Source organism: Gymnodinialimonas sp., assembly GCF_059726805.1.
In genome coordinates this window covers 2786950-2813132 of the sequence record NZ_AP041059.1, presented here as the reverse complement: position 1 = coordinate 2813132, position 26183 = coordinate 2786950, and the positions used below count along the sequence as shown (strand labels likewise).

21 protein-coding genes and 1 tRNA gene are annotated in these 26183 nt (G+C 64.0%); 17 read left to right on the top strand and 5 right to left on the bottom strand.

Translation table 11 applies throughout. The annotated features are described in order from the left end of the window. Nucleotides 1-229: 229 nt before the first annotated feature. From AC6I9R_RS13640 to AC6I9R_RS13620, 5 genes are all read left to right on the top strand, one after another. Entirely contained in the window at nt 230-1414 is a 1185-nt protein-coding gene (locus tag AC6I9R_RS13640; RefSeq protein WP_461426110.1) for a Ppx/GppA phosphatase family protein, read from the top strand. A gap of 181 nt (nt 1415-1595) precedes the next feature. Continuing rightward, a complete protein-coding gene (locus AC6I9R_RS13635; protein ID WP_461426109.1) occupies nt 1596-2297 on the top strand; it encodes an RlmE family RNA methyltransferase in 702 nt (233 codons plus the stop codon). 272 nt (nt 2298-2569) lie between these two features. Continuing rightward, nucleotides 2570-4018, top strand: coding sequence for an IMP dehydrogenase (guaB, locus tag AC6I9R_RS13630; RefSeq protein ID WP_461426108.1), 1449 nt, complete (start codon nt 2570-2572; stop codon nt 4016-4018). A 36-nt stretch (nt 4019-4054) separates the two neighbouring features. Further along, entirely contained in the window at nt 4055-5218 is a 1164-nt protein-coding gene (locus AC6I9R_RS13625; protein WP_461426107.1) for an RsmB/NOP family class I SAM-dependent RNA methyltransferase, read from the top strand. Nucleotides 5219-5352: 134 nt separating this feature from the next. Then, nucleotides 5353-7668 (top strand): ATP-binding protein, encoded by a 2316-nt coding sequence (locus AC6I9R_RS13620; RefSeq protein WP_461426106.1) that lies wholly within the window; start codon nt 5353-5355, stop codon nt 7666-7668. A 50-nt stretch (nt 7669-7718) separates the two neighbouring features. On the opposite strand, the gene AC6I9R_RS13615 is transcribed toward AC6I9R_RS13620, so the two are convergent. Then, nucleotides 7719-8315, bottom strand: a complete 597-nt coding sequence (locus AC6I9R_RS13615) for a gamma-glutamyl kinase (RefSeq protein ID WP_461426105.1) — start codon at nt 8313-8315, stop codon at nt 7719-7721. Nucleotides 8316-8533: 218 nt separating this feature from the next. Between AC6I9R_RS13615 and recA the strand changes: the two genes are divergently transcribed. From recA to AC6I9R_RS13560, 11 genes are all read left to right on the top strand, one after another. After that, nucleotides 8534-9610 carry a recombinase RecA gene (recA, locus tag AC6I9R_RS13610; protein ID WP_461426104.1) on the top strand — a complete coding sequence of 359 codons (1077 nt, stop codon included), beginning with the start codon at nt 8534-8536 and terminating at the stop codon, nt 9608-9610. A gap of 153 nt (nt 9611-9763) precedes the next feature. After that, nucleotides 9764-12409, top strand: coding sequence for an alanine--tRNA ligase (gene alaS, locus AC6I9R_RS13605; RefSeq protein ID WP_461426103.1), 2646 nt, complete (start codon nt 9764-9766; stop codon nt 12407-12409). Between the two features lie 4 nt (nt 12410-12413). Beyond that, a complete protein-coding gene (locus tag AC6I9R_RS13600) occupies nt 12414-12701 on the top strand; it encodes a DUF1330 domain-containing protein (RefSeq protein WP_461426102.1) in 288 nt (95 codons plus the stop codon). A gap of 56 nt (nt 12702-12757) precedes the next feature. Beyond that, on the top strand, nt 12758-14164 hold the full coding sequence (locus AC6I9R_RS13595; protein ID WP_461426101.1) for a cryptochrome/photolyase family protein: 1407 nt from the start codon (nt 12758-12760) through the stop codon (nt 14162-14164). A 96-nt stretch (nt 14165-14260) separates the two neighbouring features. Continuing rightward, complete coding sequence (locus AC6I9R_RS13590) at nt 14261-15472, top strand: class I SAM-dependent methyltransferase (RefSeq protein WP_461426100.1); 1212 nt, start codon at nt 14261-14263, stop codon at nt 15470-15472. Nucleotides 15473-15507: 35 nt separating this feature from the next. Continuing rightward, a complete protein-coding gene (locus AC6I9R_RS13585; protein ID WP_461426099.1) occupies nt 15508-15948 on the top strand; it encodes a TrgA family protein in 441 nt (146 codons plus the stop codon). Continuing rightward, complete coding sequence (locus AC6I9R_RS13580; RefSeq protein WP_461426098.1) at nt 15949-17076, top strand: NUDIX domain-containing protein; 1128 nt, start codon at nt 15949-15951, stop codon at nt 17074-17076. 56 nt (nt 17077-17132) lie between these two features. Then, nucleotides 17133-18161 (top strand): cysteine synthase A, encoded by a 1029-nt coding sequence (locus AC6I9R_RS13575; RefSeq protein WP_461426097.1) that lies wholly within the window; start codon nt 17133-17135, stop codon nt 18159-18161. Then, nucleotides 18158-20521 carry a DUF3772 domain-containing protein gene (locus AC6I9R_RS13570; RefSeq protein ID WP_461426096.1) on the top strand — a complete coding sequence of 788 codons (2364 nt, stop codon included), beginning with the start codon at nt 18158-18160 and terminating at the stop codon, nt 20519-20521. Before AC6I9R_RS13575 ends, AC6I9R_RS13570 begins: the two co-directional genes overlap by 4 nt. Continuing rightward, nucleotides 20518-21240, top strand: coding sequence for an alanyl-tRNA editing protein (locus AC6I9R_RS13565; protein WP_461426095.1), 723 nt, complete (start codon nt 20518-20520; stop codon nt 21238-21240). The genes AC6I9R_RS13570 and AC6I9R_RS13565 overlap by 4 nt, the downstream gene beginning before the upstream one ends. Before the next feature lie 112 nt (nt 21241-21352). Continuing rightward, nucleotides 21353-21442, top strand: a tRNA-Ser gene (locus AC6I9R_RS13560). A gap of 114 nt (nt 21443-21556) precedes the next feature. Here AC6I9R_RS13560 and AC6I9R_RS13555 read toward each other — a convergent pair. The 3 genes from AC6I9R_RS13555 to AC6I9R_RS13545 all read right to left on the bottom strand — a co-directional run bounded on the left by AC6I9R_RS13555 (nt 21557) and on the right by AC6I9R_RS13545 (nt 24492). Continuing rightward, nucleotides 21557-22231: a hypothetical protein gene (locus tag AC6I9R_RS13555; protein WP_461426622.1), complete on the bottom strand. Its 675-nt coding sequence runs from the start codon at nt 22229-22231 to the stop codon at nt 21557-21559. 29 nt (nt 22232-22260) lie between these two features. After that, complete coding sequence (locus AC6I9R_RS13550) at nt 22261-23667, bottom strand: selenium-binding protein SBP56-related protein (RefSeq protein WP_461426094.1); 1407 nt, start codon at nt 23665-23667, stop codon at nt 22261-22263. 66 nt (nt 23668-23733) lie between these two features. Beyond that, the gene (locus AC6I9R_RS13545) at nt 23734-24492 is read right to left on the bottom strand and encodes an IclR family transcriptional regulator (RefSeq protein WP_461426093.1); all 759 of its coding nucleotides are present in this window, start codon (nt 24490-24492) and stop codon (nt 23734-23736) included. A gap of 195 nt (nt 24493-24687) precedes the next feature. On the opposite strand from AC6I9R_RS13545, the gene AC6I9R_RS13540 reads away from it, so the two are divergent. Then, the gene (locus AC6I9R_RS13540) at nt 24688-25449 is read left to right on the top strand and encodes a DeoR/GlpR family DNA-binding transcription regulator (protein ID WP_461426621.1); all 762 of its coding nucleotides are present in this window, start codon (nt 24688-24690) and stop codon (nt 25447-25449) included. On the opposite strand, the gene AC6I9R_RS13535 is transcribed toward AC6I9R_RS13540, so the two are convergent. Continuing rightward, the gene (locus AC6I9R_RS13535) at nt 25446-26120 is read right to left on the bottom strand and encodes a GntR family transcriptional regulator (protein ID WP_461426092.1); all 675 of its coding nucleotides are present in this window, start codon (nt 26118-26120) and stop codon (nt 25446-25448) included. The genes AC6I9R_RS13540 and AC6I9R_RS13535 overlap by 4 nt on opposite strands. Between the last annotated feature and the right edge of the window lie 63 nt (nt 26121-26183).

The following is a 26183-nucleotide window of genomic DNA, read 5'->3' as shown; positions in this document are numbered from 1 at the left end:
TATGCGGGCTAACACAGCAGGTTGGTCCTGTTTTCGACATCACGACCGACCAAAACGACGTGAGCCTTCTTCCGTGCCTCTTTGTTAGCGCCTGAAAGGCCACGCAAACCAGAGGGCGGCGGGCCCAAAACGCTCATCATGATCATGAGGGCGCGGGTGTCACAGGCATTGTTTGAAAGGGGCGAACGCGTTAGGCTTTTCGTAACGCTAATTCGGAAAGGACCGCGCCATGTCGCCCAAGCGCCCCGGCTCAGACGGCCCGTTCCCCAGACCCGTCTCGCCCGTGGCCCCGAAAGGAGAGCCCGGCGCAGTCCCGCCTGTTGAACGCCGCCCGCCCGCGATGGCCCACAAGACCGGCCCGGACCCGGACGATCTGTATGCCGCGCTGGATCTGGGCACGAACTCTTGCCGGATGCTGATTGCGCAGCCCAAGGGCTCGCAGCTGCATGTGGTCGACAGCTTCTCGAAGTCCGTGCAATTGGGCCATGGGTTGGAGGCCTCGGGCCGGATGAGCCGTGCGTCGATGGCGCGCGCAGTTGGCGCGCTAAAGATCTGCCAGAAGAAGCTTTCCAAGCACCGGGTCGAGTTGGAACGCGCGCGGCTGGTTGCCACAGAAGCCTGCCGTCGCGCGGTCAACGGGGCTGAGTTCATCAGCCTGGTAAAGCGCGAGACCGGCCTGGAGTTGGAGATCATCAAGCCCGAGGAAGAGGCGCAGTTGGCCGTGGTCTCCTGCGCCCCGCTGGTGTCGACTCGGACAGAGCAGTTGCTGGTCGTGGATATCGGCGGCGGCTCAACGGAACTGGTCTGGATCGACCTTTCCCGTGTGCCCAAACTGGAGCGCCCCAAGGCGATCATGCGCCTGCACCAGGGGTTTGACTACGACGACAGCATCTTCCCCCGCGCCAAGGTGGTGGATTGGATCTCGATCCCGCTGGGGGTGGCGACGCTGAAGGATATGTATGACGACGTGGCCGACGACGGCGCGCGGTTCGCGCTGATGTCGTGGTACTTCGAGGAGCAATTGGCGGAGTTTTCCCCTTACACCGATGCGGCCGAGCAGACGTTGGAGGGCTTTCAGATCATCGGCACGAGCGGCACGGTGACAACGGTGGCGGCCTCGCACCTGGGGTTGCGGCGCTATGACCGCAACAAGGTGGACGGGTTGCGGATGACGTCCACGCAGATCGATACGGTGATCAACGGCTACCTGGCGCTGGGCCCCGATGGACGGCGGCGCGACCCGCGCATCGGACGCGATCGGCAAACGCTAATCATGTCCGGCGCGGCGATCTTGCAGGCGCTGCTGCGCGCCTGGCCGACGGACCGGCTGAGCGTGGCGGACCGGGGCCTGCGTGAGGGGCTTTTGTATGCGCAGATGAGCCGCGACGGCGTGTTGGAAGACGGGCCCTACTGAGGGATTGCGCCTTTTCCCCCCTTCGGGGGGCAAAGGCGCCGGGGGCAAGTTTCTGGGAGAAATTTGCAAGCGCGTGTTGCGGATGTCGCGTAGGCGGGCCATCTGGAGGCTTTCTGGGCGGATCTCGGATTGAGTTTTCCTGGCAAGATGAAATGGGCGCCGAGGCGCGATTGGGCGAGTGATGGCGAAGAACACAAGCGGGCGCGGGCAGCGCGATTTGAAGGTAAAGGTGAAGACCGCGCGGGGGCGAAAGTTGTCGTCCACGCGGTGGTTGGAGCGGCAGTTGAACGATCCCTACGTGGCCGCCGCCAAGCGCGACGGCTATCGCGGTCGGGCGGCCTACAAGATCGTCGATCTGGACGACAAATACCGGTTCCTGGTGCCCGGCGCGCGGGTGGTGGACCTTGGCTGTGCGCCCGGCGGCTGGTGTCAGGTGGCGGTGAAGCGCGTGAATGCCCTGGGCGAGAAGAGCGGCAAGGCCGTGGGGCGGATCATCGGGCTGGATCTGCAGGAGATGGAGCCGATTGCAGGCTGCGAGTTGCACCAGCTGGATTTCATGGAAGATGACGCGGATCTTAAGGTGAAGGAATGGCTGGGCGGTCGCGCCGATGTGGTGATGAGCGACATGGCCGCCAGCGCCTCGGGTCACAAGCAGACGGATCACATGCGCATCATGGCGCTGTGCGAGGCGGCGGCCGAGTTGGCCTTTGACGTGTTGGAGCCCGGCGGCACCTTTGTGGCCAAGGTCCTGGCGGGCGGGGCAGAGGGCAGTCTCCAGGCGCTGCTGAAGCAGCGGTTCAAGAAGGTGGCGAATGTGAAGCCGGGCGCCTCGCGCGCCGACAGTTCCGAGAAGTTCGTGGTTGCCACGGGGTTCCGCGGCTAGCCCCCTCGGCTCCTTCATCTTGCTAAATACAACTCAACTCCCTCTAACAGCCTCGGGCACGCCGCCTGGGATCAGTCAAAACCTACCCGCCCCGCGCCCGCAAATTTTTCCCAAAAATTTGCCCCCGGCGACCGTGCAAAGGTCCTTTGAAAAAGGACCTGCACGGGCGCAATCCCTCCTGTCGCTGGCGCCCCCACATTTAGGTCTTGCCCCGCGTCTCACCCCATGGGATAGCGACGTGCCAACCGATGTCCCCTCCAAGGAGCACCCAGATGGAGATTCGCGAGGCCCTCACCTTTGATGATGTTCTGCTGGTTCCCGGCAAGTCCTCGGTCCTGCCGTCTGACGCCGACACGCGCACCTGGGTGACCAAGAACATCGCCCTGAACATCCCGCTCCTGAGCTCTGCGATGGATACCGTGACCGAGGGGCGGATGGCGATTGCCATGGCGCAAGCCGGCGGCATGGGGGTTATTCACCGCAATCTGGATGTCGAGGCGCAGGCGCGCGAAGTGCGGCGGGTGAAGCGGTTTGAGAGCGGGATCGTGTATTCGCCCGTGACGCTATCGCCGGATCAGACGCTGGCCGACGCCAAGGCCTTGATGGAACGCTACGGCTTCTCGGGCTTTCCGGTGGTCGACGCGGCGCGCCGCGTCCTGGGGATCGTGACCAACCGCGACATGCGATTTGCCCAGGACGACGCGACGCCGGTGGCGGCGATGATGACCTCCGACGATCTGGCGATCCTGCGTGAGCCCGCAGACCGGGACGAGGCGATCAGCCTGATGCGCGCGCGGCGGATCGAGAAGTTGCTGATCACCGACGGGCAGGGCGCGCTCACGGGACTTTTGACCCTGAAAGACACCGAGCAGGCGGTGCTGAACCCGATGGCCTGCAAGGACCCGCTGGGGCGCCTGCGCGTGGCGGCGGCCACGACGGTGGGCGATGCGGGGTTCGAGCGGTCTCAGGCCCTGATCGATGCGGGCTGCGATCTGATTGTGATCGACACGGCCCACGGCCATTCCGAGGGCGTGGCGACGGCGGTAGAGCGGGTGAAATCGCTCTCGAACGAAGTTCAGGTGGTCGCGGGCAATGTCGCCACCGGCGAGGCCACGCGGGCGTTGATCCATGCGGGCGCGGACGCGGTGAAGGTGGGGATCGGGCCGGGCTCGATCTGCACGACGCGGATCGTGGCCGGCGTCGGCGTGCCGCAGCTGACGGCGATTTCCGATTGCGCGGCGGCCGCCGATGGTACGCCGGTGATTGCGGACGGCGGCATCAAGTTCTCGGGCGATTTTGCCAAGGCGATCGCGGCGGGCGCCCATTGCGCCATGGTCGGCTCGATGATCGCGGGGACGGACGAGTCGCCGGGTGAGGTGATCCTTTATCAGGGCCGCTCGTTCAAATCCTACCGTGGTATGGGATCCCTCGGCGCGATGGCGCGGGGCTCGGCGGATCGGTATTTCCAGAAGGACGCCGCCAGCGACAAGCTGGTGCCCGAGGGGATCGAGGGGCAAGTGCCTTACAAGGGCTCTGCCGGGGCCGTCGTGCATCAGTTGATCGGCGGATTGCGGGCGGCGATGGGTTACACCGGCTCGGCAACCGTGGATGAAATGCGCACGAAATGTCAGTTCGTCCGCATCACCGGTTCGGGCCTCAAGGAGAGCCATGTCCATGATGTTCAGATCACGCGCGAGAGCCCGAATTATCGCGCAGGATGAGTGGCTTGTGCGCTGTTGTTAAAGTGATACTTTAAGATGCAGCCGGCGGCGAGATACGCGGCAGCTATCGAGGTTCTGGATGCCTGGCGCGATGGCGCGCCGGTCGAGCAGGCCTTGACCCGTTGGGCACGCGGGGCGCGCTATGCGGGCTCCAAGGACCGTGCTGCCGTGCGCGATCACGTCTTCGACGTGCTGCGCCAGAAAGGCGCCTGCGAGGCTTTTGGTGGGACAACCGGGCGGGGCATGATCCTTGGTCTGGTACGGCTGCAGAACCTGGACGTGGACAGCATTTTCTCAGGGATGGGCCACGCGCCCGAGCCGCTGAGCGATGCCGAGAAGGGAGCGGATCTGCCCGCCCTCGATCCGGCGATGAACGTGCCAGATTGGGTCCTGCCGCTGCTCGCGCCCCGTGCGCCCGATGCGTTGCCGAGCCTTCTTTCAACGTTCGCCCACCGTGCGCCCTTGTGGCTGCGCGTGAACCTGAAACGCGGCACACGCGACGACGCGGCCCGGGCTTTGGCCGAGGACGGGATCCTCACGCGGCCCCACGCGCAAGTTAAAACAGCGCTTGAAGTGACCGAGGGCGCGCGGCGCTTGCGGCAGGCCTCTGCCTATCTGACGGGCGGGGTGGAGCCTCAGGACCTGTCCGTTCAGAGTGCGATCCAGCGGGTGGACTGGCCCTACGAAGGGATGATCCTTGATTATTGCGCGGGCGGGGGCGGTAAGGCCTTGGCCATCGCGGACCGGACCCGCGCGCAGATCTTTGCCCATGACGCCCTGCCGCAGCGCATGGCTGATCTGGAGCCGAGGGCGGCGCGGGCGGGCGTGGTGATCACGACGCTTGCACCGGACGAGGTGCAGGCGCGCGCGCCGTTCGATGTGGTCCTGACCGATGTGCCCTGTTCCGGTTCCGGCACCTGGCGGCGCGACCCGGAGGCCAAGTGGCGTCTTACCCCTCAAGTGCTTGACGCGCTTGTCAAAACCCAGTGCGAGATCTTGGACCACGCCGCCGATCTGGTGAGGCCGGGTGGGCGGCTGATCTATATGACCTGCTCGCTCTTCGAGGCCGAGAATGAGGCTCAGATCACCGCGTTTCTGACCCGACACAAGGGGTGGCGCGCGGGCCTGTCGCACATCGACACGCCACTCACGGCGTCGGACGGTTTTTTCACCGCCGAGCTTCTACGCGCCGACGGCTAGTCAACCGGGCGAAAATGATACAATCATTTGAGAGGGTCTTAAGGTTAATTTAACCATTTTGGCAGAACCTTCAGGGCAAGTTGAGCCCCGCGCCAGATGGCGGCCTCGGTGGCTAAGGGAAGGCGAACGGAATTGTGACGGACGAGGCTGTTGATCGCATAGTGACCGATGCGCGGGGGATCAAACCCTTCGTGCAGCCGACCGTCCTGCTGGTTCTGGGGATCGTGGCGGGAATAGCGACCCTGTTGGCACCGGGGCCCGAGCTGCGCTTTGGCCTGATGGCGGCAACGGGCGGTTGCCTCGCGGCGGCGGGCCTTGTGGCGCTGCAGGATATCTGGCGCGTCTGGCGGCTGCAAAATACGTTTCAGGCCGCCTTTGCGTTGATCCAACATGACCCCGCGCCGTGTTTCTGTACGGACGAAGACGGGGCGATTGTCTTGCAGAACGCCTCGGCTGAACGACGGTTTGGCGAACGGCTCGGCCTGCCGATCGGGCGCGCGATTTCAGGTGTTTTGCCCAACGCGGCGGCGGTCGTGTTCCGGCAGGAAACCGCCCTCGGGCGCCGCCCCTCTGCCCATGAGATCGTCGTGACGCCCCGCGGCACCGTGCGCCTGGCCGCCCACCGCCTGAACGGCGGCGTGATCTGGCGGCTCGATGACATGGCGGATGCAAACTCGCGCCATGGCGAATGGATCGGCCTGCCGATGATGGTCGTGAGCCACAACGATACGGTCCTGTCGATGAATTCCGCGATGCGCGAAGTGCTGGGACGCCGCGCCACAACCTTGGAAGATGTCTTTCCAGATCAACCCCTTGTGGCCGGAAGACGCTCCAGCCTGTTGGGAACCGACGGCAAGATCGAGGTCATTCCCATCGTCGTCCCCTCCAAGGATGGTCGGCGTGAGGTCTATGCCGTGCCGGGCCTGTCGGAGCCGCCCGCGGCTTCCGTGGCCGCGCGGGCTTTCGAGTCGCTGCCTGTCGCCCTGCTGCACATCAGCGCGGACGGCGAAGTGCTGGCCTCCAACCACCATGCCCAAACGCTGCTGGGGGTCGACGCCTCTGTCACCGGGCCGATGTCGCGGTTCGTTGAAAACCTGGGCCGTCCGGTGGGCGATTGGGTGGCCGACACCCTGGCCGAGCGGGTGCCGAACCGCTCTGAAGTGGCCCGCGCCAAACAGCGCAAGGACGAGACGTTTCTTCAGATTTCTCTCAGCCGGATCGTGGATGGAACCGGGCCTTCGCTCTTGGCGGTTTTGCACGACGCGACAGAGCTGAAGACGCTGGAGCAGCAGTTCGTCCAGAGCCAGAAGATGCAGGCCATCGGCGAGCTTGCCGGCGGCGTGGCCCATGATTTCAACAACCTTTTGACCGCGATCACCGGCCATTGTGATTTGCTGTTGCTCCGCCATGATCAGGGCGATCAGGACTACGCCGATCTGGTGCAGATCAACCAGAACGCCAACCGCGCGGCCAGCCTTGTGGGCCAGCTTCTGGCGTTTTCACGCAAGCAGACGCTGGAGCCCGAGGTTCTGGACCTGCGCGACTCGATTGGCGAATTGACCCATCTTCTCAACCGTTTGGTGGGTGAGCGGATCACGCTTTCGCTGTCAAACGACCCAGACCTCGCGCCGATCCGGGCCGATCGGCGGCAGCTTGACCAGGTGATCATGAACCTTGTCGTGAATGCGCGCGACGCCATGGCCGACGGTGGCGAGGTGCGGGTGGAGACGCGCATGGTGCACCTGGCCGAGCCAATGGCGCGCGATCAGGCCATCGTGCCTCCGGGCTCCTACGTGACGATCCGCGTGCGCGACCACGGCCACGGGATCCCGCCGGACAAGCTGCACCGTATTTTTGAGCCGTTCTTCACCACCAAACGCACTGGGGAAGGGACGGGCCTGGGTCTGTCGATGGCCTACGGCATCGTCAAGCAGACGGGCGGCTACATCTTTGTGGACAGCGTCGTCGGCTCAGGCACCACTTTCACCATCTATATCCCGGCCCACGAGGTGGCGAGCGCGGACGCAGCACCCGATCTGATCGAAGGCAAGAGCACGGAAATCAAGGACCCGCTGTCGAACGATCGCCCCGGCGTGGTCTTGTTGGTGGAAGATGAAGCCCCGGTGCGCGCCTTCGCCTCACGCGCGCTGCGATTGCGGGGCTACACCGTGCTGGAGGCGGGCTGCGCGGAAGAGGCGCTGGAGACGCTGTCAGACGAGACGCTAGAGATCGACCTTTTCGTCACCGACGTCATCATGCCCGGGATGGACGGCCCGACCTGGGTGCGCGAGGCCCTCAAGGACCGTCCCGACACGAAAGTGGTTTTCGTCTCGGGCTATGCCGAGGACGCGATGGAAGAGGGGTCAATTGGCGTGCCCGGATCGATCTTCCTGCCCAAGCCCTTTTCCCTCACCGACCTGACAGAGACGGTCCGGCAACAACTGCACTGACGCGTCCTGTCAAAGGCTTTGAGCTAGCTGAAGAGCGAAACGCATCAGGCTCAGCCGCCCAACCGGCTCCAAAGCGCAAATTCCTCGGGTGCCTCCGCGCGCAGGCGCGCATCCATCGCGTCGCTCAGCCCCACGTCGCGAGACGGCGAGACGTTGCTCCGCCCGAGATCAAGGCGCGCCTTCACGCGCTCTTCCAGGAACGTGACAGCCCTATCCAACTGGTCATGGCGAAACAGGTGGTCGACACCAAGCGTGCCATCTTCTTCCGAGACAAACCGCGATTGGCGCCCGACCTTGGCAAATTCGGGCGGCGCGTCCTGCAGCCAGGCGGCGACGAATTCATCGAAGGTGACCTCGGCGGTGGAATTGGGCGTCCCTCGGATCTCGTCGCGGGCGCGGTAGCGATACCAGCTCGACAGCCAGGATACGGGCTCGCGCACGACCGCCATCAGCTCCAATTTGCGCTGGCCGCGCTGCTCGAAGAACTTCTGAAGCTGGTTGCGATAGCGCCGCACAGTGCAATGCTTTTGCTGCGGCGGGTTCAGAATCGCCGAATCCGCGTGGGGCAAAAGCGCCTGCTCCAATGCCGTCGTGCCCGTTTTGGGCACGGCCAAAAGCACCAATCGCGCCTTCCAAAACACCAACATGCGCCAAAGCCCTCACATTTCCGCATTCGAGTAACCGATTGTTAACGCCTCCCCGTGAAAGATCACAGCACAGAAGAATTAACTTGAATTGTTCTCGTTTTGTTTGTTAACGAATGTGAGAACAAGGCAAGAACATAGCATCGCCGGAGAAACGGGAAAACCCCGCGCCGGCCCCATTGCCGCCAGACCCTGCGGCATGACATAAGGATTTGAATTCCATGGCAACGGCGAACCTCCTCGACATGACTGATCGTAAATCTGCAGATAAGCAAAAGGCCCTCGACAGCGCATTGGCGCAGATTGAACGCCAGTTCGGCAAGGGCTCCATCATGAAACTGGGCGGCGACAATGTCTTGAAAGACATTGAGGCGACGTCCACGGGTTCGCTCGGGTTGGACATCGCGCTGGGGATCGGCGGTCTGCCGAAGGGCCGGGTGATCGAGATCTACGGGCCGGAGTCTTCGGGCAAGACCACGCTGACGCTGCACGCCATCGCGGAAGAGCAGAAGAAGGGCGGCGTCTGTGCCTTCGTCGACGCCGAACACGCGCTGGACCCGCAATATGCCCGCAAACTGGGTGTGGATCTGGACGAGCTGCTGATTTCGCAGCCCGACACCGGTGAGCAAGCCCTGGAAATCGTCGACACGCTCGTGCGCTCTGGCGCCGTGAATGTTGTGGTCGTGGACTCCGTTGCCGCGCTGACGCCGAAGTCCGAGCTTGAGGGCGATATGGGGGACAGCAGCGTGGGCGTGCACGCCCGCCTGATGTCCCAGGCCATGCGCAAGCTGACCGGCTCCATTAACCGTTCGGGCTGCATGGTGATCTTCATTAACCAGATCCGGATGAAGATCGGCGTCATGTTCGGCTCGCCCGAGACGACGACGGGTGGCAACGCGCTGAAATTCTACTCCTCCGTTCGCCTCGACATCCGCCGCATCGGCGCGATCAAGGACCGCGACGAAATCGTCGGCAACTCGACCCGCGTGAAGGTCGTCAAGAACAAGGTTGCGCCGCCGTTCAAGCAGGTGGAATTCGACATCATGTATGGCGAGGGCATCTCCAAGAATGGTGAGCTGATCGACATGGGCGTGAAGGCGGGCATCATCGAGAAATCCGGCAGCTGGTTCTCGTATGGGGATGAGCGGATCGGGCAGGGGCGCGAGAACGCCAAGTCCTTCATGCGCGACAATCCCGAGACGGCGCTGGAGATCGAAGACAAGATCCGCGCGGCCCATGGCCTCGACTTCGACATGGCCAAGGACGATCCGGACATGATCCAGGACGACGACGAATAATTCAGCCCAAGTGGTGGCTGCGTCCTGGTGGACGCGCCGCAAGGGTCAAGAGGGCGGTCCATGGGCCGCCCTTTTTCGTGTGCGCACCGTGGACAGCGCCAAAGCGCAGGGTTACATCACGGGCCGCACATAAAGCTTTGGGACCGCCGCGCCATGACCAGCCTCAACGATATCCGCTCGACCTTCCTTGATTATTTCGGGCGGCAGGGGCACGCGATTGTGCCCTCCAGCCCGCTGGTGCCGCGCAATGACCCGACGCTGATGTTCGTCAACTCGGGCATGGTGCAGTTCAAGAACCTGTTCACCGGTGTGGAGCGGCGCGACTACGTGCGCGCCACGACGTCCCAGAAATGCGTGCGCGCAGGCGGCAAGCACAACGATCTGGACAACGTCGGCTATACCGCGCGCCATCATACGTTCTTCGAGATGCTTGGGAATTTCAGCTTTGGCGATTACTTCAAGGACGACGCCATCCGCTATGCCTGGGAGCTGATCACCAAGGATTTCGGTCTGGCTAAGGACCGGCTTTACGTGACCGTCTACCATACCGACGACGAGGCGTTCGAGATCTGGAAGAAGGTCGGCGTCGCGGAGGACCGGATCATCCGCATCGCCACCGATGACAACTTCTGGCGCATGGGGCCGACGGGGCCTTGCGGGCCGTGCACCGAGATCTTCTATGACCACGGCGATCACATCTGGGGCGGCCCTCCCGGCTCGGCGGAGGAGGACGGTGACCGGTTCATCGAGATCTGGAACATCGTTTTCATGCAGAACGAGCAGTTCGCCGATGGCTCCCTGGTGCCTTTGGATATGCAGAGCATCGACACCGGCATGGGGTTGGAGCGGATCGGGGCGCTGCTGCAAGGCTCCCACGACAATTACGATACCGACACGATGCGGGCGCTGATGGAGGCCTCGGCCAACGCGTCCTCCACGGATATCGACGGGGATCAGAACGTGCACCACCGGGTGATCGCGGATCACCTGCGCTCGACCTCTTTCCTGATTGCAGATGGGGTGATGCCGTCCAACGACGGGCGCGGCTATGTGCTGCGCCGGATCATGCGCCGCGCGATGCGCCATGCGCATCTGTTGGGCGCGAAAGACCCGCTGATGTACCGTCTGGTGCCCGCGCTGGTCAGCCAGATGGGGCAGGCTTATGCGGAGCTTGGTCAGGCTCAGGCGCTGATCACAGAGACGCTGAAGCTGGAGGAAGAGCGCTTCCGCCAGACGCTCGACCGTGGCTTGAAACTGCTGGACGAGGAAGTAGCGAAGCTGCCCGAGGGCGGCAATCTGCCCGGCGAGGCGGCGTTCAAGCTTTATGACACCTACGGTTTTCCCCTCGATCTGACCCAGGATGCGCTGCGCGAGCAGGGCCGCGCGGTGGACACCGACGGGTTTGACACGGCCATGGCCGAGCAAAAGGCCAAGGCCCGCGCGGCGTGGAGCGGCTCGGGCGATGCGGCGGATGCGACGATCTGGTTTGACGTGGCGGAAAAGAACGGTGTGACGGAATTTCTGGGCTACGACACCGAAGTGGCCGAGGGTCAGATCCTTGCGCTGGTCCAGGACGGCGCGCAGGTCGATGTGGCAACGGGCGATGTTACGGTCGTCGTGAACCAGACGCCGTTCTATGCGGAATCCGGCGGTCAGGTGGGTGATACAGGCACGATCCGGACAGAAAGCGGCGTCGTGACCGTGACCGACACGCGCAAGGTGGCGGATGTGTTCCTGCACATCGGCACCGTGAGCGAGGGCGAGGTCAAGCTGGGGCAGGGCGCGGAGCTGACGGTTGATCCAACGCGGCGCACGACGATCCGCGCCAATCATTCCGCCACGCACCTGCTGCACGAGGCTTTGCGCCGCGCCTTGGGCGATCACGTGGCACAGCGCGGCTCGCTCAACGCGCCGGATCGGCTGCGGTTTGACTTCAGCCACGGCAAGGCGCTGTCGCTGGACGAGCTTGCGCAGGTGGAAGACGAGGTGAACGCCTACATCCGCCAGAATGCGCCGGTTGAGACGCGGATCATGACGCCGGACGACGCGCGCGGCCTCGGCGCGCAGGCGCTCTTTGGCGAGAAATACGGCGACGAGGTGCGCGTGGTCTCGATGGGGGTGCAGGACGGCTCGGGCAAAGGGACGGACGGCAACACCTATTCGCTGGAGCTCTGCGGCGGCACCCATGTGCGGCGCACGGGCGATATCGGCGTGTTCGTGACGCTCGGTGACAGTGCCTCCAGCGCGGGGGTGCGGCGGATCGAGGCCCTGACGGGTCCCGCCGCGTTTGAATACCTCAGCGCCCAGGACCACCGCATGGGTGCCCTGGCGCTGGAGCTGAACGCGCAGCCCGGCGATGTGTTGGAGCGTGTCAAGTTGCTCAAGCTTGAGCAGCGTAAAATGGACAACGAAATCAAGCAGTTGCGAAAAGAGCTTGCAATGGCGGGCGGCGCGCAGACGGCGGAGGCTGAAAGCGTTAACGGCGTTAACTTCCATGGCCAGGTGCTCAGTGGGGTCACCGGCAAGGATCTGGCCGGGATTGTGGACGAGCATAAGGCGCGTCTGGGATCAGGCGCGGTGGTGCTGATCGCGGATACCGGCGGTAAGGCGGCGGTGGCCGCTGGCGTGACAGACGACCTGAAAGACAGAATCAACTCCGTTGATCTGGTGCGTGCGGCGGTGGCGGAACTGGGCGGCAAGGGCGGCGGCGGCAGGCCTGACTTTGCGCAAGGGGGCGGGGCCAGCGCCGAGAATGCGGACGCCGCCGTTACAGCGGCCAAGGCCGTACTGGAAGGATAAGAAGATGCCCCAAGCCTATTGGATTGCCCATGTGACCGTCACCGATGATGAGGCCTACGCCCGCTATGCGGCGCTGGCGTTGGAGGTGATCACCGCCCATGGCGGGTGCTTTCTAGCGCGCGGCGGGCCTGCGATCCAGAAAGAGGGCCGCGCCCATCCGCGCAATGTGGTTGCCGTCTTCCCGAGCCTTGAGGCGGCGAATGCCTGCTACGAATCCGACGGCTACAAGCAAGCGATGACCCACGCCACCGGCGCGTCAGAGCGGGATCTGGTGCTGGTTGAGGGCTCGTAGAGGCCTTGACGCGCCGCGCTGCGGCCTAGCTTTCGGGTAAGCAAGACGGGGCGCGTATGACGACGATTTACTGGGTGCGGCGGGATTTCCGCCTGAGCGATAATCCTGCGCTGGTGGCGGCCTGTGCGGAGGGCGCCGTCGTGCCGGTGTTCATCTGCGACGCGGTGGTGGAAGGCCACGGTGCGGCGCCAAAATGGCGCCTGGGCCTGGGGGTGGAGGCGTTCTCGGACGCGCTGCGCGCTGTGGGATCACGGTTGATCCTGCGGCGCGGGGACCCTCTGCGGGTCCTGCGGACCCTTATCGCGGAGGTCGATGCCAAGGCGGTTCATTGGAACAGGCTCTACGATCCTGACGCGCGTCGCCGCGATGAGGCGGTCAAAGCGGCGTTGAAGGCGGATGGGGTCCAAGCCGTCAGCCACAACGGCCATGTCCTGTTCGAGCCCTGGACGGTCGAGACCAAGACGGGCGGGTTCTACAAGGTCTACACGCCGTTCTGGAAAATGGTGCGCGACCGCGCGCCCGGGGATGTGCTGGCCGAGCCGGTGATCAAGGCGCCTGAGGCTTGGCCCGCCTCCGATGATCTGGGCGATTGGCAGCTGGGTGCCGCGATGAACCGGGGGGCGGATGTCGTGGCCCCGCACCTCAATGTGGGCGAAGCCGCCGCGCGCGCCCGGCTGGACGGGTTCATTGACGATGGCATCGATGATTACAGCGATGCGCGGGACAATCTGGCAAAGAACGGCACGTCGCTGCTGTCTGAAAACCTCGCCTACGGTGAGATCAGCGCGCGGACCTGTTGGCACGCGGGCCAAGGCGCGTTGCGGCAAGGCAAACCGGGGGCAGAGACCTTTCTGAAAGAGGTCGTCTGGCGTGATTTTGCCTACCATCTGGTCTACCACACACCCCATATCACCACCTCGAACTGGCGTGAGGAGTGGGAGGCGTTTCCCTGGAACACAGACGCGGAGGCGCCCGAGGTCATCGCCTGGAAGCAGGGCCGGACCGGCATGGCGATTGTCGATGCCGCAATGCGCGAGATGTATGTGACGGGCCGGATGCACAACCGCGCCCGGATGCTGGTCGCCAGCTACCTGACCAAGCACCTGATGACGCACTGGAAAATCGGGATGGATTGGTTCGAGGAATGCCTGGTGGATTGGGACCCGGCGTCGAACGCAATGGGGTGGCAGTGGTCGGCGGGCTCGGGCCCCGATGCGACGCCGTACTTCCGCGTGTTCAACCCCGAAACCCAGGCCGAGAAGTTCGATAAGGCGGGCCGCTACCGGATGCGCTGGCTGGCCGAGATCACCCGCCAGCCCCCAGACACTGCGCTGGCCTACTTCGACGCGGTCCCGCGCAGCTGGGACCTGAGCCCGACGATGGGCTACCCCAGCCAGCCCATCGTCAGTGCCGCGGACGGGCGCAAGCGCGCGCTTGATACCTACGCAAATCGGGGCTTCTGACCAAAAAGTGTCTGCAAAAGTTTACAGGACGCACAAAAGAGACTTGCCCAATTCCGGGGCGGCTTACATGTATGCGACTGGGATAAGGGCAAGAAAATGAATGTACTGACATCTGTTGAGGGGCAAAAAGACCTCCCACGGTATTTCAAGGCGGTGTTTGAAAAGGCGAAGGGGCTGGAGCATGGCCGCATCGATTTTCGCCTCCCCGATGGCCGCGTGTTTCGGGTTGAGGGCGCCAAGCCCGGCCCGGTCGGCGAGTTGGATATCCACAACGTCGACATCTTCGCCCGCCTGATCCGCGAGGGCGATCTGGGCTTTTGTGATGCCTACCTCGATGAATGGTGGTCGACGCCCGATCTGCAGGCCTTCCTCGACGTGGTCCACGCCGACAACGACGAGGTCTATGACGGCTTCCTGGGCATGGGCCTGATCCGCGCGTTCGAGAACTTCCGCTTCTGGCTGATCCGCAACACCAAGAAGCAGGCCAAGAAGAACATCTCGGCCCATTATGACCTGGGCAATGATTTCTACGGCCTCTGGCTCGACGATACGATGACCTACTCCAGCGCGCTGTTCGAGACGGGTCAGGAAAGCCTGGAGGCGGCGCAGATCGCCAAATATGCCTCCATGGTCGATCAGATGGGCGCCGAGGAGGGCGACCATGTGCTGGAGATCGGCTGCGGCTGGGGTGGCTTTGCGGAATACGCCGCGAAGGAACGTGGCCTGAAGGTCACGGGCCTGACGATCAGCCAGGAACAGCACGACTTTGCGGTCAAACGCATCGCCGATGCGGGCCTTTCCGACATGGTCGACATCAAACTGCAGGACTACCGTGACGAACAGGGCACATATGACGGCGTCGCCTCGATCGAGATGTTCGAGGCCGTCGGAGAGAAGTATTGGCCCGTCTACTTCGACACCCTGCGTGACCGGCTCAAGCCCGGCAAGCAGGCCACGCTGCAGATCATCACGGTGCAGGACAAACGCTGGGAGGTTTACCGCAAGGGCGTTGATTTCATTCAAAAATACATCTTCCCGGGCGGCATGTTGCCCGCCCCCACGGTGCTGAAACAGCAAATCGAGCGCGCGGGCCTCGACATCGCGCATTCGGTGGAATTCGGCGAAAGCTATTCCCAGACCTGCCGCCGCTGGCACGAGACGTTTAACGCCAAATGGGACCAGATCGCCGCCATGGGCTTTGATGACAGGTTCCGGCGGATGTGGAATTTTTACCTGACCTCTTGCGCGGCCACGTTTCATTTCGGAAACTGTGACGTGACGCAGATCACGGTGCGCAAGCCGATATAAATCGGTCCCGCGCCGATACGGTAAGGGACAGGCACATGCCCACGGGCGCGAAACTTGCAGGCGCGATCATTTTCTTTGCCATCGGCTATGTCGGCGCGATGCAGGCGAAACTGACCTTTGAAGAGGGCACGCCTGCCACGTATTTCAACATCACCATCGCGATGATTGGGCTGTTGCAGGGCTGGATGGTCGTGGGCCGCCGCGCGGGCGAAGGGTTCGTGTTCGCGGCCTCCAACGGGTTGCGGGCAGGCGCGCAGATCGCGTTTTTCGGCCTGGTGCTGTTTGCGCTGCGCACGATGTTCCTGCGTTCCATGGACCTGCGCTACTCCGCCCCCGGCGAGGCTGCGACAGAAGCGATGGAGCTTTTCCTGCAGTATTTCCTGCAATCACTCACGGTCGAGATCTGGAGCGTTTTGCTGATTGGCGGCATCATCGGGGGGCTTCTGACGGAGCTTGCCGGGCGGGCGTGGCGCTAGATGACGCCGATTTTCCTGTTCGGCACCCTGTGTCATCAACCTCTGCTGGATCTGGTCGCGGGCATGGAGGTGCGGATGGAGCCTGCCGCGCTGGCCGGATACCGCGCGGCCTGGGTCACGGGAAAGCCCTGGCCGATGCTGGAAAAGCGCGACAGTGCCGCGACCGAGGGCGCGCTGATCATTCCTGAGCCGCAGTCGCTTCTGCGCCTGGATTTCTACGAGGCCTGTTTCGGCTACAAGCGCCGCGCGGTGAAGGTGGTCTGGGACCAGACCGAGATCGATGCCGAGGCCTGGTTTCCCGCCGAGCAGAAGGGCACCCCCGGCACCGATTGGTCGCTCGCCACCTGGGCGCGCCAGTGGGGGGAGGTGCAACTGCACGCGGCCTCCGAAGTGATGCGCCAGATGGGCCGGCAAGAGCCGCTTGACGTTGGCGCGCGCTTCCCGATCATCCACGCCCGCGCCGATGCCACGGTGCGCGCCGGGCGTTGGCGCAGGCCCACCCATGTCGGCGCAGGCATGACGCGGGCCGATGTGACGGACCACGGCACCACCCATGTCCACGACGGCTTTTTCAATACCGAGGAACAAAACCTCAGCCATACCCGTTTCGATGGCGCCACCCAGGGGCCGCTCAACCGCTCGGTCTTCCGGGTTGCCGATGCGGTGACGGTGCTGCCCTATGATCCGGTGCGCGACAGGATCCTGCTGGTCGAACAGTTCCGCATGGGCCCCTACGCCCACGGCGACGCCGCGCCCTGGTTGCTGGAGCCCATCGCCGGGATCATGGACGCAGGCGATACGCCCGAGGGCACCGCCCGCCGCGAGGCCCGGGAAGAGGCGAACTTGACCCTCGGCCAGCTCCACTTCGTTGGGCGCTATTACCCCAGCCCCGGTGGCATCGCGCAGGTGTTCTTCTCGTATCTTGCGATTGCGGATCTGCCCGATGGGGCGGCGGGCGTTGGCGGCCATCCGGGCGAGGGGGAGGATATCCTGAGCCACCTTGTGCCCTATGATCTGGCCCGCCGAATGCTGGCCGAGGGCGACATGGCCAATGCGGCGCTGTTGGTGACGATGCAATTCCTGATGATGCACCGGGACCGTCTGCGCGCGACCGTGAGATTAGGTTGAGTTCGCCCCCCGTCGGGCCTATCCATGCGGAACCATTCAAGAAGGACCCTTGGCCCATGACGATCCATTCCGACCTTGCCTCTGCCATCGGCAACACGCCCCTGATCCGCCTGCGTGCCGCGTCCGAGGCGACGGGGTGTGAGATCCTTGGTAAGGCCGAGTTCCTGAACCCCGGCCAGTCGGTCAAGGACCGCGCGGCGCTGTTCATCATCCGCGCTGCCGTCGAAAGCGGCCAGCTGCGCCCCGGCGGCACGATTGTGGAAGGCACGGCTGGCAACACTGGCATCGGCCTGGCGCTGGTCGGCGCGTCGCTGGGGTTCAAGACGGTGATCGTGATCCCCGACACCCAGAGCCAGGAAAAGAAGGACATGATCCGCATCGCAGGCGCAGAGCTGATCGAAGTGCCCGCGGTGCCCTATTCGAACCCCAACAACTACGTGAAATACTCGGGCCGTCTGGCCGAGCGTCTGGCGCAGTCCGATCCCAACGGTGCGATCTGGGCCAACCAGTTTGACAATGTCGCCAACCGTCAGGCCCATATCGACATGACCGGGCCAGAGATTTGGGAGCAGACCGAAGGTCGCGTGAACGGCTTCACCTGCGCCGTGGGCTCTGGCGGGACGTTGGCGGGCGTCGGCGCGGCACTGCAGCCCAAGGGCGTCAAAGTGGCGCTGTCGGACCCGGAAGGCTCGGGCCTTTACAAGCTTTATACCGGGCAAGAGGCGGGCGGGAATTCCATCACCGAAGGCATCGGGCAGGGGCGCATCACCGCCAACCTCGAAGGCTTTACGCCAGACGCCTGCTACAAGATCCCCGATGCCGAGGCGCTGCCGATTGTCTATGACATCCTCGCCGATGAGGGTCTGTGTCTGGGCGGATCTTCCGGCATCAACGTGGCGGGCGCGATCCGTATGGCAAAGGAAATGGGGCCGGGCCATACCATCGTGACGATCCTGTGCGACTACGGCACGCGTTATCAGTCCAAGCTGTTCAATCCTGAGTTTCTGCGTGGGAAGGGCCTGCCTGTGCCGCCCTGGATGGACGGGCCGGGCCGCGATGTGCCTGCGGTTTTCGCCGAAGAATGACCGCGCTTTTTCGCCTACTCCTGACGCTGTTTCTGGCACTGGCGCCGCTTGTTGCGGTGCCAGGCCCTGGGCATGCGCAGTCGATGGCACCGACGGAAGAGCTGGACTATGAGGTCTGGGAACGCGTGGCCACCTCGACCGAGGCGCTGGTCGCCGCGGGCCGCGCATCCACATCCCTTCTGGAGTCGCGACGGGCGGATCTGGTGCTGTGGCGCGCGCGTTTTCTGGCCGAAGACACCAGCAACGCCGAACGCATCGCCACCATCCAAAGCCAGATTGAGGCGTTGGGCCCCGCACCCGCTGAAGGCGAGACCGAGCCTGACGCGATCGCCAATCGCCGCAGCGCCCTGACCCAAACCCTCGCAGAAGCCCAGGCCCCCAGCGTGCGCGCCAATGAAGCGTTCAACCGCGCCAACGGATTGATTTCCGAGATCGATGCGATTGTGGTGGAACGTCAGACCCAGGAATTGCTGGAGCTGGAGCCGACGCCTGCCAACCCGGTCAACTGGGCCACGGCCCTTTCCGCGCTGGTCGACCTGACGGGCGAGCAACGGGTGGAAACCAGTGCGCGCTTGCAGGATCCGGAGGTTCGCACGGAAATCGTCGACCGCGCACCGGTGATCCTGGGGCTGTTTCTGATCGGCATCGCCCTGATCCTGCGCGGCCGTCCCCTGGTCGCGCGCCTTGGGGATCGGTTCCTCGACACAGATCGGCGCCGGGGCAGGGTGGCGTTGGGGTTTGTCGTCTCGCTGGGGCAGCTTCTGCTGCCGGTGGCGGGTTTTGTCCTGGTGGTCGGCGCGCTCGAAGTCTCGCGCCTGCTGACAGAGGATGGTCAAAGCCTGGCCGATGCCGCGCTCAGCTTGATCCTGGCGATTTACGCGGCCCTTTGGCTGGCGGGCCGGTTGTTCCCCAACCATGAAGAGCGCGCCGCCGCCTTTGACACGCGGATGTCGCTGCGCCGGCCCGTGCGCCGCACGATCCTGTTCATCGGCGTGTTCACGGGGCTCGCCAACGCGATGGAGGTCGTCGCCGCCCTCGACATCGTGCCGCCCGCCGCGCGGGGCGTCCTGGTGCTTCCGGCCTACCTGGGCCTGGCCTGGATGTATTGGCGTTACGCCAGTCTGATGCAGCGTATCCGAAGCGAGTTGATTGACCGCGAGGTCTCGATCTTCGCCCTTGGCGTGATGAACCTGATGGGGCGCGCCCTGTCGCTGGTGGCCATCGTCGGCCCGGTCCTGGCCGCCATCGGCTACCTCAATGCAGCCGAGGCGCTTATGGTGCCCACGGCGATCACCCTCTTCGTGCTGGGTGTTTTGCAGGTCTTGCAGGCCGTCGTGCGTGACCTCTACGCCGTCATCTTCCGCGCCACGCCCGAGGCCGCGTCCGAGGCGCTTTTGCCGGTCCTCGTCAACTTCGTCCTGCTCTTGGCCGCAGCGCCCCTTGTGGCCCTAGGCTGGGGGGTGCGCGCGGAACGGTTGGGAGAGTTCTACACCCGCGTGATCGAGGGCTTTACGGTCGGCGACACGCGCATCACCCCCGGCGTCGTTCTGGCGGTGATCCTGGTCTTCGCGGCGGGCCTTCTGGTCACGCGCCTGTTGCAGGGCGCGCTGAAGTCGACTGTTTTACCGCGCACCAAGCTTGACGTCGGCGCCCGCAATGCCGTGACGGCCGGGGTGGGCTATGTCGGCATCGCGCTGGCTTGCGTGATCGCCGTGACCAGCGCTGGCATCGATCTGACCGCGCTTGGGTTTGTCGTCGGCGCCCTGTCGGTGGGCATCGGCTTTGGCCTGCAGAACGTGGTCTCGAATTTCGTCTCGGGCATCATCTTGTTGATCGAGCGGCCCATCAGCGAAGGCGATTGGATCGAGGTCGCGGGCAATATGGGGATCGTGAAAGACATCTCCGTCCGCTCCACCACGATCGAGACCTTCGACAAGACCGACGTCATCGTGCCCAATGCTGATTTCATCAGCGGCACCGTCACCAACTGGACCCGCGGCAACACCGTGGGCCGGGTCGTGCTGACCGTGGGCGTAGCCTACGGCACCGACACGCGCCGCGTGTCGGACCTGTTGATGGAGATCGCCGAGGGCCACCCCGATGTCGCCACGTTCCCCGCGCCGGGCGTTGATTTCCTGGGCTTTGGCGCGGACAGCCTCGATTTCCGGGTTCGGGTGATCCTGCGCGACATCAACCTTTTCGTGACCGTCCAGACCGAGCTTTATCACCGCATTTCCGAGACCTTCGTGAAGGAAGGCATCGAGATCCCCTTCGCACAGCGCGACATCTGGCTGCGCAACCCCGAGGCTCTTCCGCAGCCGGGGCCGCAGCCAATCCCCGCAAAGGATACCCAAGAATGACGACCGAGACCCTGTTTCTGGAGGATCCTTACCGCACCTCTGCGCCCGCCCGCGTGATCGGCCAATCGGAGGAGGGCGGCGTGATCCTGGATCGCACGATCTTCTATGCGCGCGGCGGTGGGCAGCCCGGTGACAGCGGCACGTTGATCTGGGACGGCACGCGCATTCCCATCGCCACGGCGGTGAAGGGGCAGGAGGGCGCCATCGTTCTGGTCCCGGCAGAGCCTGCCGCCCTGCCGCCCGTGGGCGCCGAGGTCGCGCAGCGCCTCGACTGGGACCGCCGCCTCGGCCACATGCGCATCCACACCGCGCTGCATCTGTTGTCGGTGGTGATCCCGCTGCCCGTGACCGGCGGCGCGATTGCCGCCGATAAGGGCCGCCTCGATTTCCACATGCCGCACCCGCCCGAGGACAAGAAGATCCTGGAAGGGCAGTTGAACGCGCTGGTGACGCGCGATCTGCCGGTCAGCGTACAGTGGATCTCGGAGGAGGAGCTGGACGCCAACCCGACGCTGGTGAAGACCCTGTCCGTCCAACCCCCGCGCGGCGCGGGCAAGATCCGCCTCGTGCGGATCGGCGATGAAAAGGACCAGGTGGACCTGCAACCCTGCGGCGGCACCCACGTCGCGCGCACCGGAGAGATCGGCAAGCTGGCCATCACCAAGGTCGAGAACAAGGGCAAGCAAAACCGCCGCGTGACCATCGAGTTTGCCCCCTGAGGCACGCCCTGATGCGGCGGCGGGACGACGCCGAACTTTCTGCCCCTTTCTCTCCGTTTTTGTCCGGGGCCTCTTGCAAAACAGGCCCCGTTGCATTTAAACGCACCCCCACGGACAGGTGGCCGAGTGGTCGAAGGCGCACGCCTGGAAAGTGTGTAGGCGGGAGACCGTCTCCAGGGTTCGAATCCCTGTCTGTCCGCCATTAACTCATTTTATTGCGCTACCGCCCTTCGGGCTACTTGAGCGCGGATTGCGCTACCGCCCTTCGGGCTACTTTAGCGCGGGGTTGCGCCGCCGCCCGTTTGGCACCTTGCACTCAGCCGTGCCCGGCGTAGGCCGAGTAGATGCCGAAGGCGCCCACGAGGATCAGGCTCAATGCCCAGACCAGGTCCAGGTTGAACCAGCTTTTTGAGATGAATTTCAGGCCGAACCAAAGGTAGACGAACACTGCCAGGGCCGCGCCTGCGGCGGTCATGGCGAGCGTGTGGGCGGCGGCGACGGCGAAGGCCATGACGATGTTAGTGTTCATCAGCGTTTGCGCTGCGGCGTGACCGGCGCTGGAGACGCTCTCTCCCGGCTCCAAGAGCCCACAAATCCCAAGGTAGATCGGCACCAGCATTAGCCCCGCGCCGTGGGCGGTGGCGGCCAGGAAGGACCACAGGCCCAGTTTCGCCGGATGCACGCGCGCCAGGATGCGGGGATGGCGTTGGTTGATCACCAGGTAGATGCCCATCGCGATCACCAAAGCGCCTGCGCCCACGCGGATCTCTCGGTCGTAATCCAAAAGGAAAAACAGCATCGAGAACGGCAGCAGGATCACGATCATCGCCAGAAAGTGCCCGGTCGCCAGCATCGCCAGCGCCTTGGCCATGGCCGATGGCTTACGCTCGAACAGCGCCGCTGACACGGCCAGGGGCCAGCCCATGCCGGGGTTCACGCCATGGTAGACGCCCGAGAAAATGACGGCCCACCAAAGGGCCGCCAAGCTCATATCTTCCATGCGAGTCTAGACCCCACCCATTAAACGGACGGATAGCAGAAGCTGTCGGTGGAACAATCGCCCCCCTCCAGCCGGATCTGGTGCGAGCGCATGTTCTCGGGGAAGTTGATGTAGAAATCCGGGTCGAGCGCAAAGCTGCCGTCTTCGCCCACATTCGCCATCACCATCTGCCCGCCTTCGTGGTGCGGGTAGAACTGATCGTCCCAGGTGGAATAGAGCGAGTTGGTCCAATAGACCCGTTTGCCATCGCGGCTGATCTCGACCATCTGCGGACCGTAAAGGAATTCCTTCCCGTTGGGGTGCTTATGCTCGGTGGCGATGCCGCCAAGCTGGACCTTGCCGTTGAGGACCGGGTTCATCGGGTCCGAGACGTCGTATTGATGCATCTCCCCCAGGCCCCAGCAGGCCACGTACAGGTACTTGTCGTCCATGCTCAGGTCGATGTCGGTGACCAGTGGCGGCACGGCGGCAAAACCCTTCAGCAGGTCCGGCAGGTTTTCCGGGTCCTCGGGGCGAGGATCAATCGTGATGGTCTTCTTGGCCTGCCACTTGCCATCCTCGTCGCGCCACCAGGTGAAGATTGCGCCTTGCAGGTTGGTGGTGTCGACCACGACACCGCAGAAGCCGTAGGACTTGGTGGGGTCATGGGCGGGCCGGATCTCCAGCGCCATCTGGTAATTCTCGCCCAGATCAATCGTCTGGATGTTCTTGCGCGCGCGCAGGTCCCAAAAGTGGATCGAGTGGCCGTATTTGTTGGACAGAAGATCCTCGGGCACGACGCCGTTTTCGAACTGCGGCGGCAGGCCCCATTCAGAGGACACCATGTAGTCCTGGGGCAGGTTCCACCAGAAATCGTAGTGCTTGTCCTGGGGGCCGCGGTCCATCTCGTATTGGCCGATGATCTCGAAGGTCTCGCAATCCATGATGAAGATGCCGGGGGGGCCATCGGTCCCGTCCTCGCCGCCGCCGCCCAGGGTGCTGACGTAGATGCCTTCAGGCCCGCAATGGATCGTGTGGGGGCGGGAATAGCCGGTCTTGGCGAAAAGCTCTTCGGGCTCGATGATCTTGTGGATCTTCGCCTCCAGCGGGTCCTTCACGTCGAAGATGAAGATGCGGCTGGAGCGGATGCCCGGCACGATCAGGTAGCGGCGTTCCAGAAACGCGTGGCCCGACATCGGCGACAGGGACGAGGAACAGGCGTTCCAGCCGAAGTGGTGGAACTCATCGCCCGTCGTCTCGGTCATGACTGTGCGCACGATCTCGCCGTAGGTGTCCGAGCCCGGGCGCAGGTCAATCACCGCGATGCCGTCATGCTGGCTGGAATCCTTACCCAACATCACCGTAAAGGCGAAGTTCTCCGGCGGTGCCTCCATCGCCAGCTTGGCAGATGCGTGAAACGTGGGATCCGGTTTCATCGGTTTGTTCATGGTCTTTCCTCCCTTACTGGTTACCCCGCCTCCCGCGAGGTCATTCACATCACCGCCTTGGCCTCCCTAGACCTCGGCGACGTTGCATAGCTGGATGGCGCCGCTGATCTGTGTGGCAAGCTGGATCAGCTGGCGGCCAATGTTCTGTCTGTATTCGGCCCCGAAGCGCCGCACCGGGCCCACCGCGCCAACGCTGAACGTCGCGCCGATGTTGCCGATGGTCACCGGTGCCGCGACGCTGGAAATGCCGACGTCAATCTCCTGATCGCAATCGGCGAAACCCGCTTGGCGGATCGATTGAAACTCCGCGATCAAGGCCGCGCGGGTTGTCTTTGTGTGTTCGGTGAAGGCGCGCAGGGTGCCGTCCATGATCGCCTCCTGAAAGCTTTCCTCGGCGAAAGCGGCGATGGCCTTGGAGCAGGAACACGCGTGCAGCGGGCGCTCTCCCAACCCGGGGTGGATGAAGGCGCGGCCCGGATCCTCGGGCGTTTCCACATGGATGATCTCGACCTTGCTGTCGCGGAAGCGCGACAGGAAAACCGTTTCGTTATAAGAGTTTGCGGCGCCTTTCAGCAGCGGCGCCGAGACCCGGCGGACGTCCACGTCCGACTTGCCCAGAAGCGCGATGCGGATCATCCGCTCGCCGATGACATATCGCCCGTCGTCGTGGGGGTCCTCGATCAAGCCCTGATCCACAAGCGACTGCACCAGGCGATAACAGGTGGGTTTGGGCAATCCGCTGGCCGTCTGCACCTCTGCCACCGAAACAGGCCGTCCCACGACGGCAATGATTTCAAGCAGATGGACAAGGCGCTCTAGGTGCATCGTGGCGGTGGCTCTCACATTCCGAGAAGGCGTCTCGGTAGCTGAGAGTGAGTCCCGCGCAAAATCAAGAAAATTCTGGGGCAGGGGGCGGGGGCGGTGTCTTTGCCGCACCGCGCCCTTCGTGATAGGGACCTGATGTGCAACGTTATTTGGGACGCGCCCCGGCGGGGGCCGGACGGTGGGGGCAAGACATCCGTGCCACAGGGGTTCAGGCAGGCCGAGATACTCGACATCGCCGCGCGCGACGGCAAGGTGACCGTCGACGGGCTGGCCGAGCATTTCTCCGTGACGCTGCAAACCATCCGCCGCGACCTGTCCGAGCTGGATCAGGCGGGGCTTCTCAAACGCGTACACGGCGGCGCGATGCCGGCCTTTGGCAGCCGCAACTTCGCCTACGAGGACCGCCGCGCGCTCCAGACCGAAGCCAAGGACCAGATCGCGCGCGCCTGCGCCGCCGCCATTCCCGACGCCTGTTCCATCTTCCTCAACATCGGCACCAGCACCGAGGCCGTGGCCGAGCGGTTGACCCAGCATGAGAACCTGCTGGTCGTCACCAACAACCTCAACGTCGCGCACATCCTGTCCCAAAGCCCGGGGGTCGAGATTTTCGTGACCGGCGGCACCCTGCGGCGTGCCGATAACGGGCTGATCGGGTCACTGGCTGTCGATACGATCAACAAGTTCAAGTTCGACTACGCCGTCATCGGCTGCTCGGCGCTGGATCAGGACGGCGAAGTGCTGGATTTCGACGTGCAGGAAGTGGGCGTCAGCCAGGCCATCGTCGCACGGTCGCGCAAGACGTTCCTGGTGGCGGATCATTCGAAGTTCGAGCGTAGTGCGCCCGCGCGAATCTGTTCATTGGCGCAGATCGACGGCTTCTTCACAGACCGCGCGTTGCAGCCGGACCTGGCCGCCAAATGTGCGGAATGGGGCGTGGACGTCCACCTTGGCGCCTAGAAGAACTGCACCAAAGCGTCCCGCGCGTCGGTGATGTGGCGGCGGATGCAGGCCTCCGCCGCGTCGGTGTCGCGCGCCAGGCAATGGGTCAGAAGCTCGCGATGCTCGGCGTTGGATTTGTCGCGCAGATCGGGCCCGGCCTTGAGCATCGAGACGTAGCGATCGGTGGCGTTGTAGAGCATCTCCACATGGGACAGCAGCCGCGCGCGGCCGGAGGGGCGGTAGAGGATCATGTGGAATTCCATGTTTAACACCCCAAACCCCAAGGGGTCCACGCCCTCGATCCGGTCCTGGACCGCCTCCGCCGCTGCGATGTGGGCGTTGCTGAGGTGCGCCATGGCAGAGGTCAGGGCGAGCGCCTCTGCCGCCTCGCGCATGTCGTAGATCTCCAGGAAATCGGCGCGGCTGACTTCCGCCACGCGGGCCCGCTTGTTGGCCTCGACCGTGACAAACCCCAGCATTTGCAGATGCTTGATCGCCTCGCGCACGGGCATCCGACTGACGCCAAACCGCTCGGCCAGATCTTCCTGCACCAAGGTTTCCCCCGGCGCGATGGCACCCGAGACGATCTGCGCGCGCAGATCCTGCACAAGATCCGCGACGCGCCCCTTGGGCAGCGACAGCGGGGCAAGATCGGCGACGGACCGGCCAAGGGGCGTGGTGGGCTTCATGTCGCAGACCATAGCACTGGGGCCTTTGTTGACATATCCCCCTAATTGTATCCAATTATGGGT

What these genes read in the sequence shown, in the direction of transcription:
- AC6I9R_RS13625 (WP_461426107.1), top strand. Translation starts at nt 4,055, where the DNA reads ATGCAGCCGGCGGCGAGATACGCGGCAGCTATCGAGGTTCTGGATGCC.
- guaB (WP_461426108.1), top strand. Translation starts at nt 2,570, where the DNA reads ATGGAGATTCGCGAGGCCCTCACCTTTGATGATGTTCTGCTGGTTCCC.
- AC6I9R_RS13585 (WP_461426099.1), top strand. Translation starts at nt 15,508, where the DNA reads ATGCCCACGGGCGCGAAACTTGCAGGCGCGATCATTTTCTTTGCCATC.
- AC6I9R_RS13580 (WP_461426098.1), top strand. Translation starts at nt 15,949, where the DNA reads ATGACGCCGATTTTCCTGTTCGGCACCCTGTGTCATCAACCTCTGCTG.
- AC6I9R_RS13570 (WP_461426096.1), top strand. Translation starts at nt 18,158, where the DNA reads ATGACCGCGCTTTTTCGCCTACTCCTGACGCTGTTTCTGGCACTGGCG.
- AC6I9R_RS13595 (WP_461426101.1), top strand. Translation starts at nt 12,758, where the DNA reads ATGACGACGATTTACTGGGTGCGGCGGGATTTCCGCCTGAGCGATAAT.
- AC6I9R_RS13600 (WP_461426102.1), top strand. Translation starts at nt 12,414, where the DNA reads ATGCCCCAAGCCTATTGGATTGCCCATGTGACCGTCACCGATGATGAG.
- AC6I9R_RS13615 (WP_461426105.1), bottom strand. Translation starts at nt 8,315, where the DNA reads ATGTTGGTGTTTTGGAAGGCGCGATTGGTGCTTTTGGCCGTGCCCAAA.
- AC6I9R_RS13550 (WP_461426094.1), bottom strand. Translation starts at nt 23,667, where the DNA reads ATGAACAAACCGATGAAACCGGATCCCACGTTTCACGCATCTGCCAAG.
- AC6I9R_RS13635 (WP_461426109.1), top strand. Translation starts at nt 1,596, where the DNA reads ATGGCGAAGAACACAAGCGGGCGCGGGCAGCGCGATTTGAAGGTAAAG.
- AC6I9R_RS13545 (WP_461426093.1), bottom strand. Translation starts at nt 24,492, where the DNA reads ATGCACCTAGAGCGCCTTGTCCATCTGCTTGAAATCATTGCCGTCGTG.
- AC6I9R_RS13535 (WP_461426092.1), bottom strand. Translation starts at nt 26,120, where the DNA reads ATGAAGCCCACCACGCCCCTTGGCCGGTCCGTCGCCGATCTTGCCCCG.
- AC6I9R_RS13565 (WP_461426095.1), top strand. Translation starts at nt 20,518, where the DNA reads ATGACGACCGAGACCCTGTTTCTGGAGGATCCTTACCGCACCTCTGCG.
- AC6I9R_RS13640 (WP_461426110.1), top strand. Translation starts at nt 230, where the DNA reads ATGTCGCCCAAGCGCCCCGGCTCAGACGGCCCGTTCCCCAGACCCGTC.
- alaS (WP_461426103.1), top strand. Translation starts at nt 9,764, where the DNA reads ATGACCAGCCTCAACGATATCCGCTCGACCTTCCTTGATTATTTCGGG.
- recA (WP_461426104.1), top strand. Translation starts at nt 8,534, where the DNA reads ATGGCAACGGCGAACCTCCTCGACATGACTGATCGTAAATCTGCAGAT.
- AC6I9R_RS13575 (WP_461426097.1), top strand. Translation starts at nt 17,133, where the DNA reads ATGACGATCCATTCCGACCTTGCCTCTGCCATCGGCAACACGCCCCTG.
- AC6I9R_RS13555 (WP_461426622.1), bottom strand. Translation starts at nt 22,231, where the DNA reads ATGAGCTTGGCGGCCCTTTGGTGGGCCGTCATTTTCTCGGGCGTCTAC.
- AC6I9R_RS13590 (WP_461426100.1), top strand. Translation starts at nt 14,261, where the DNA reads ATGAATGTACTGACATCTGTTGAGGGGCAAAAAGACCTCCCACGGTAT.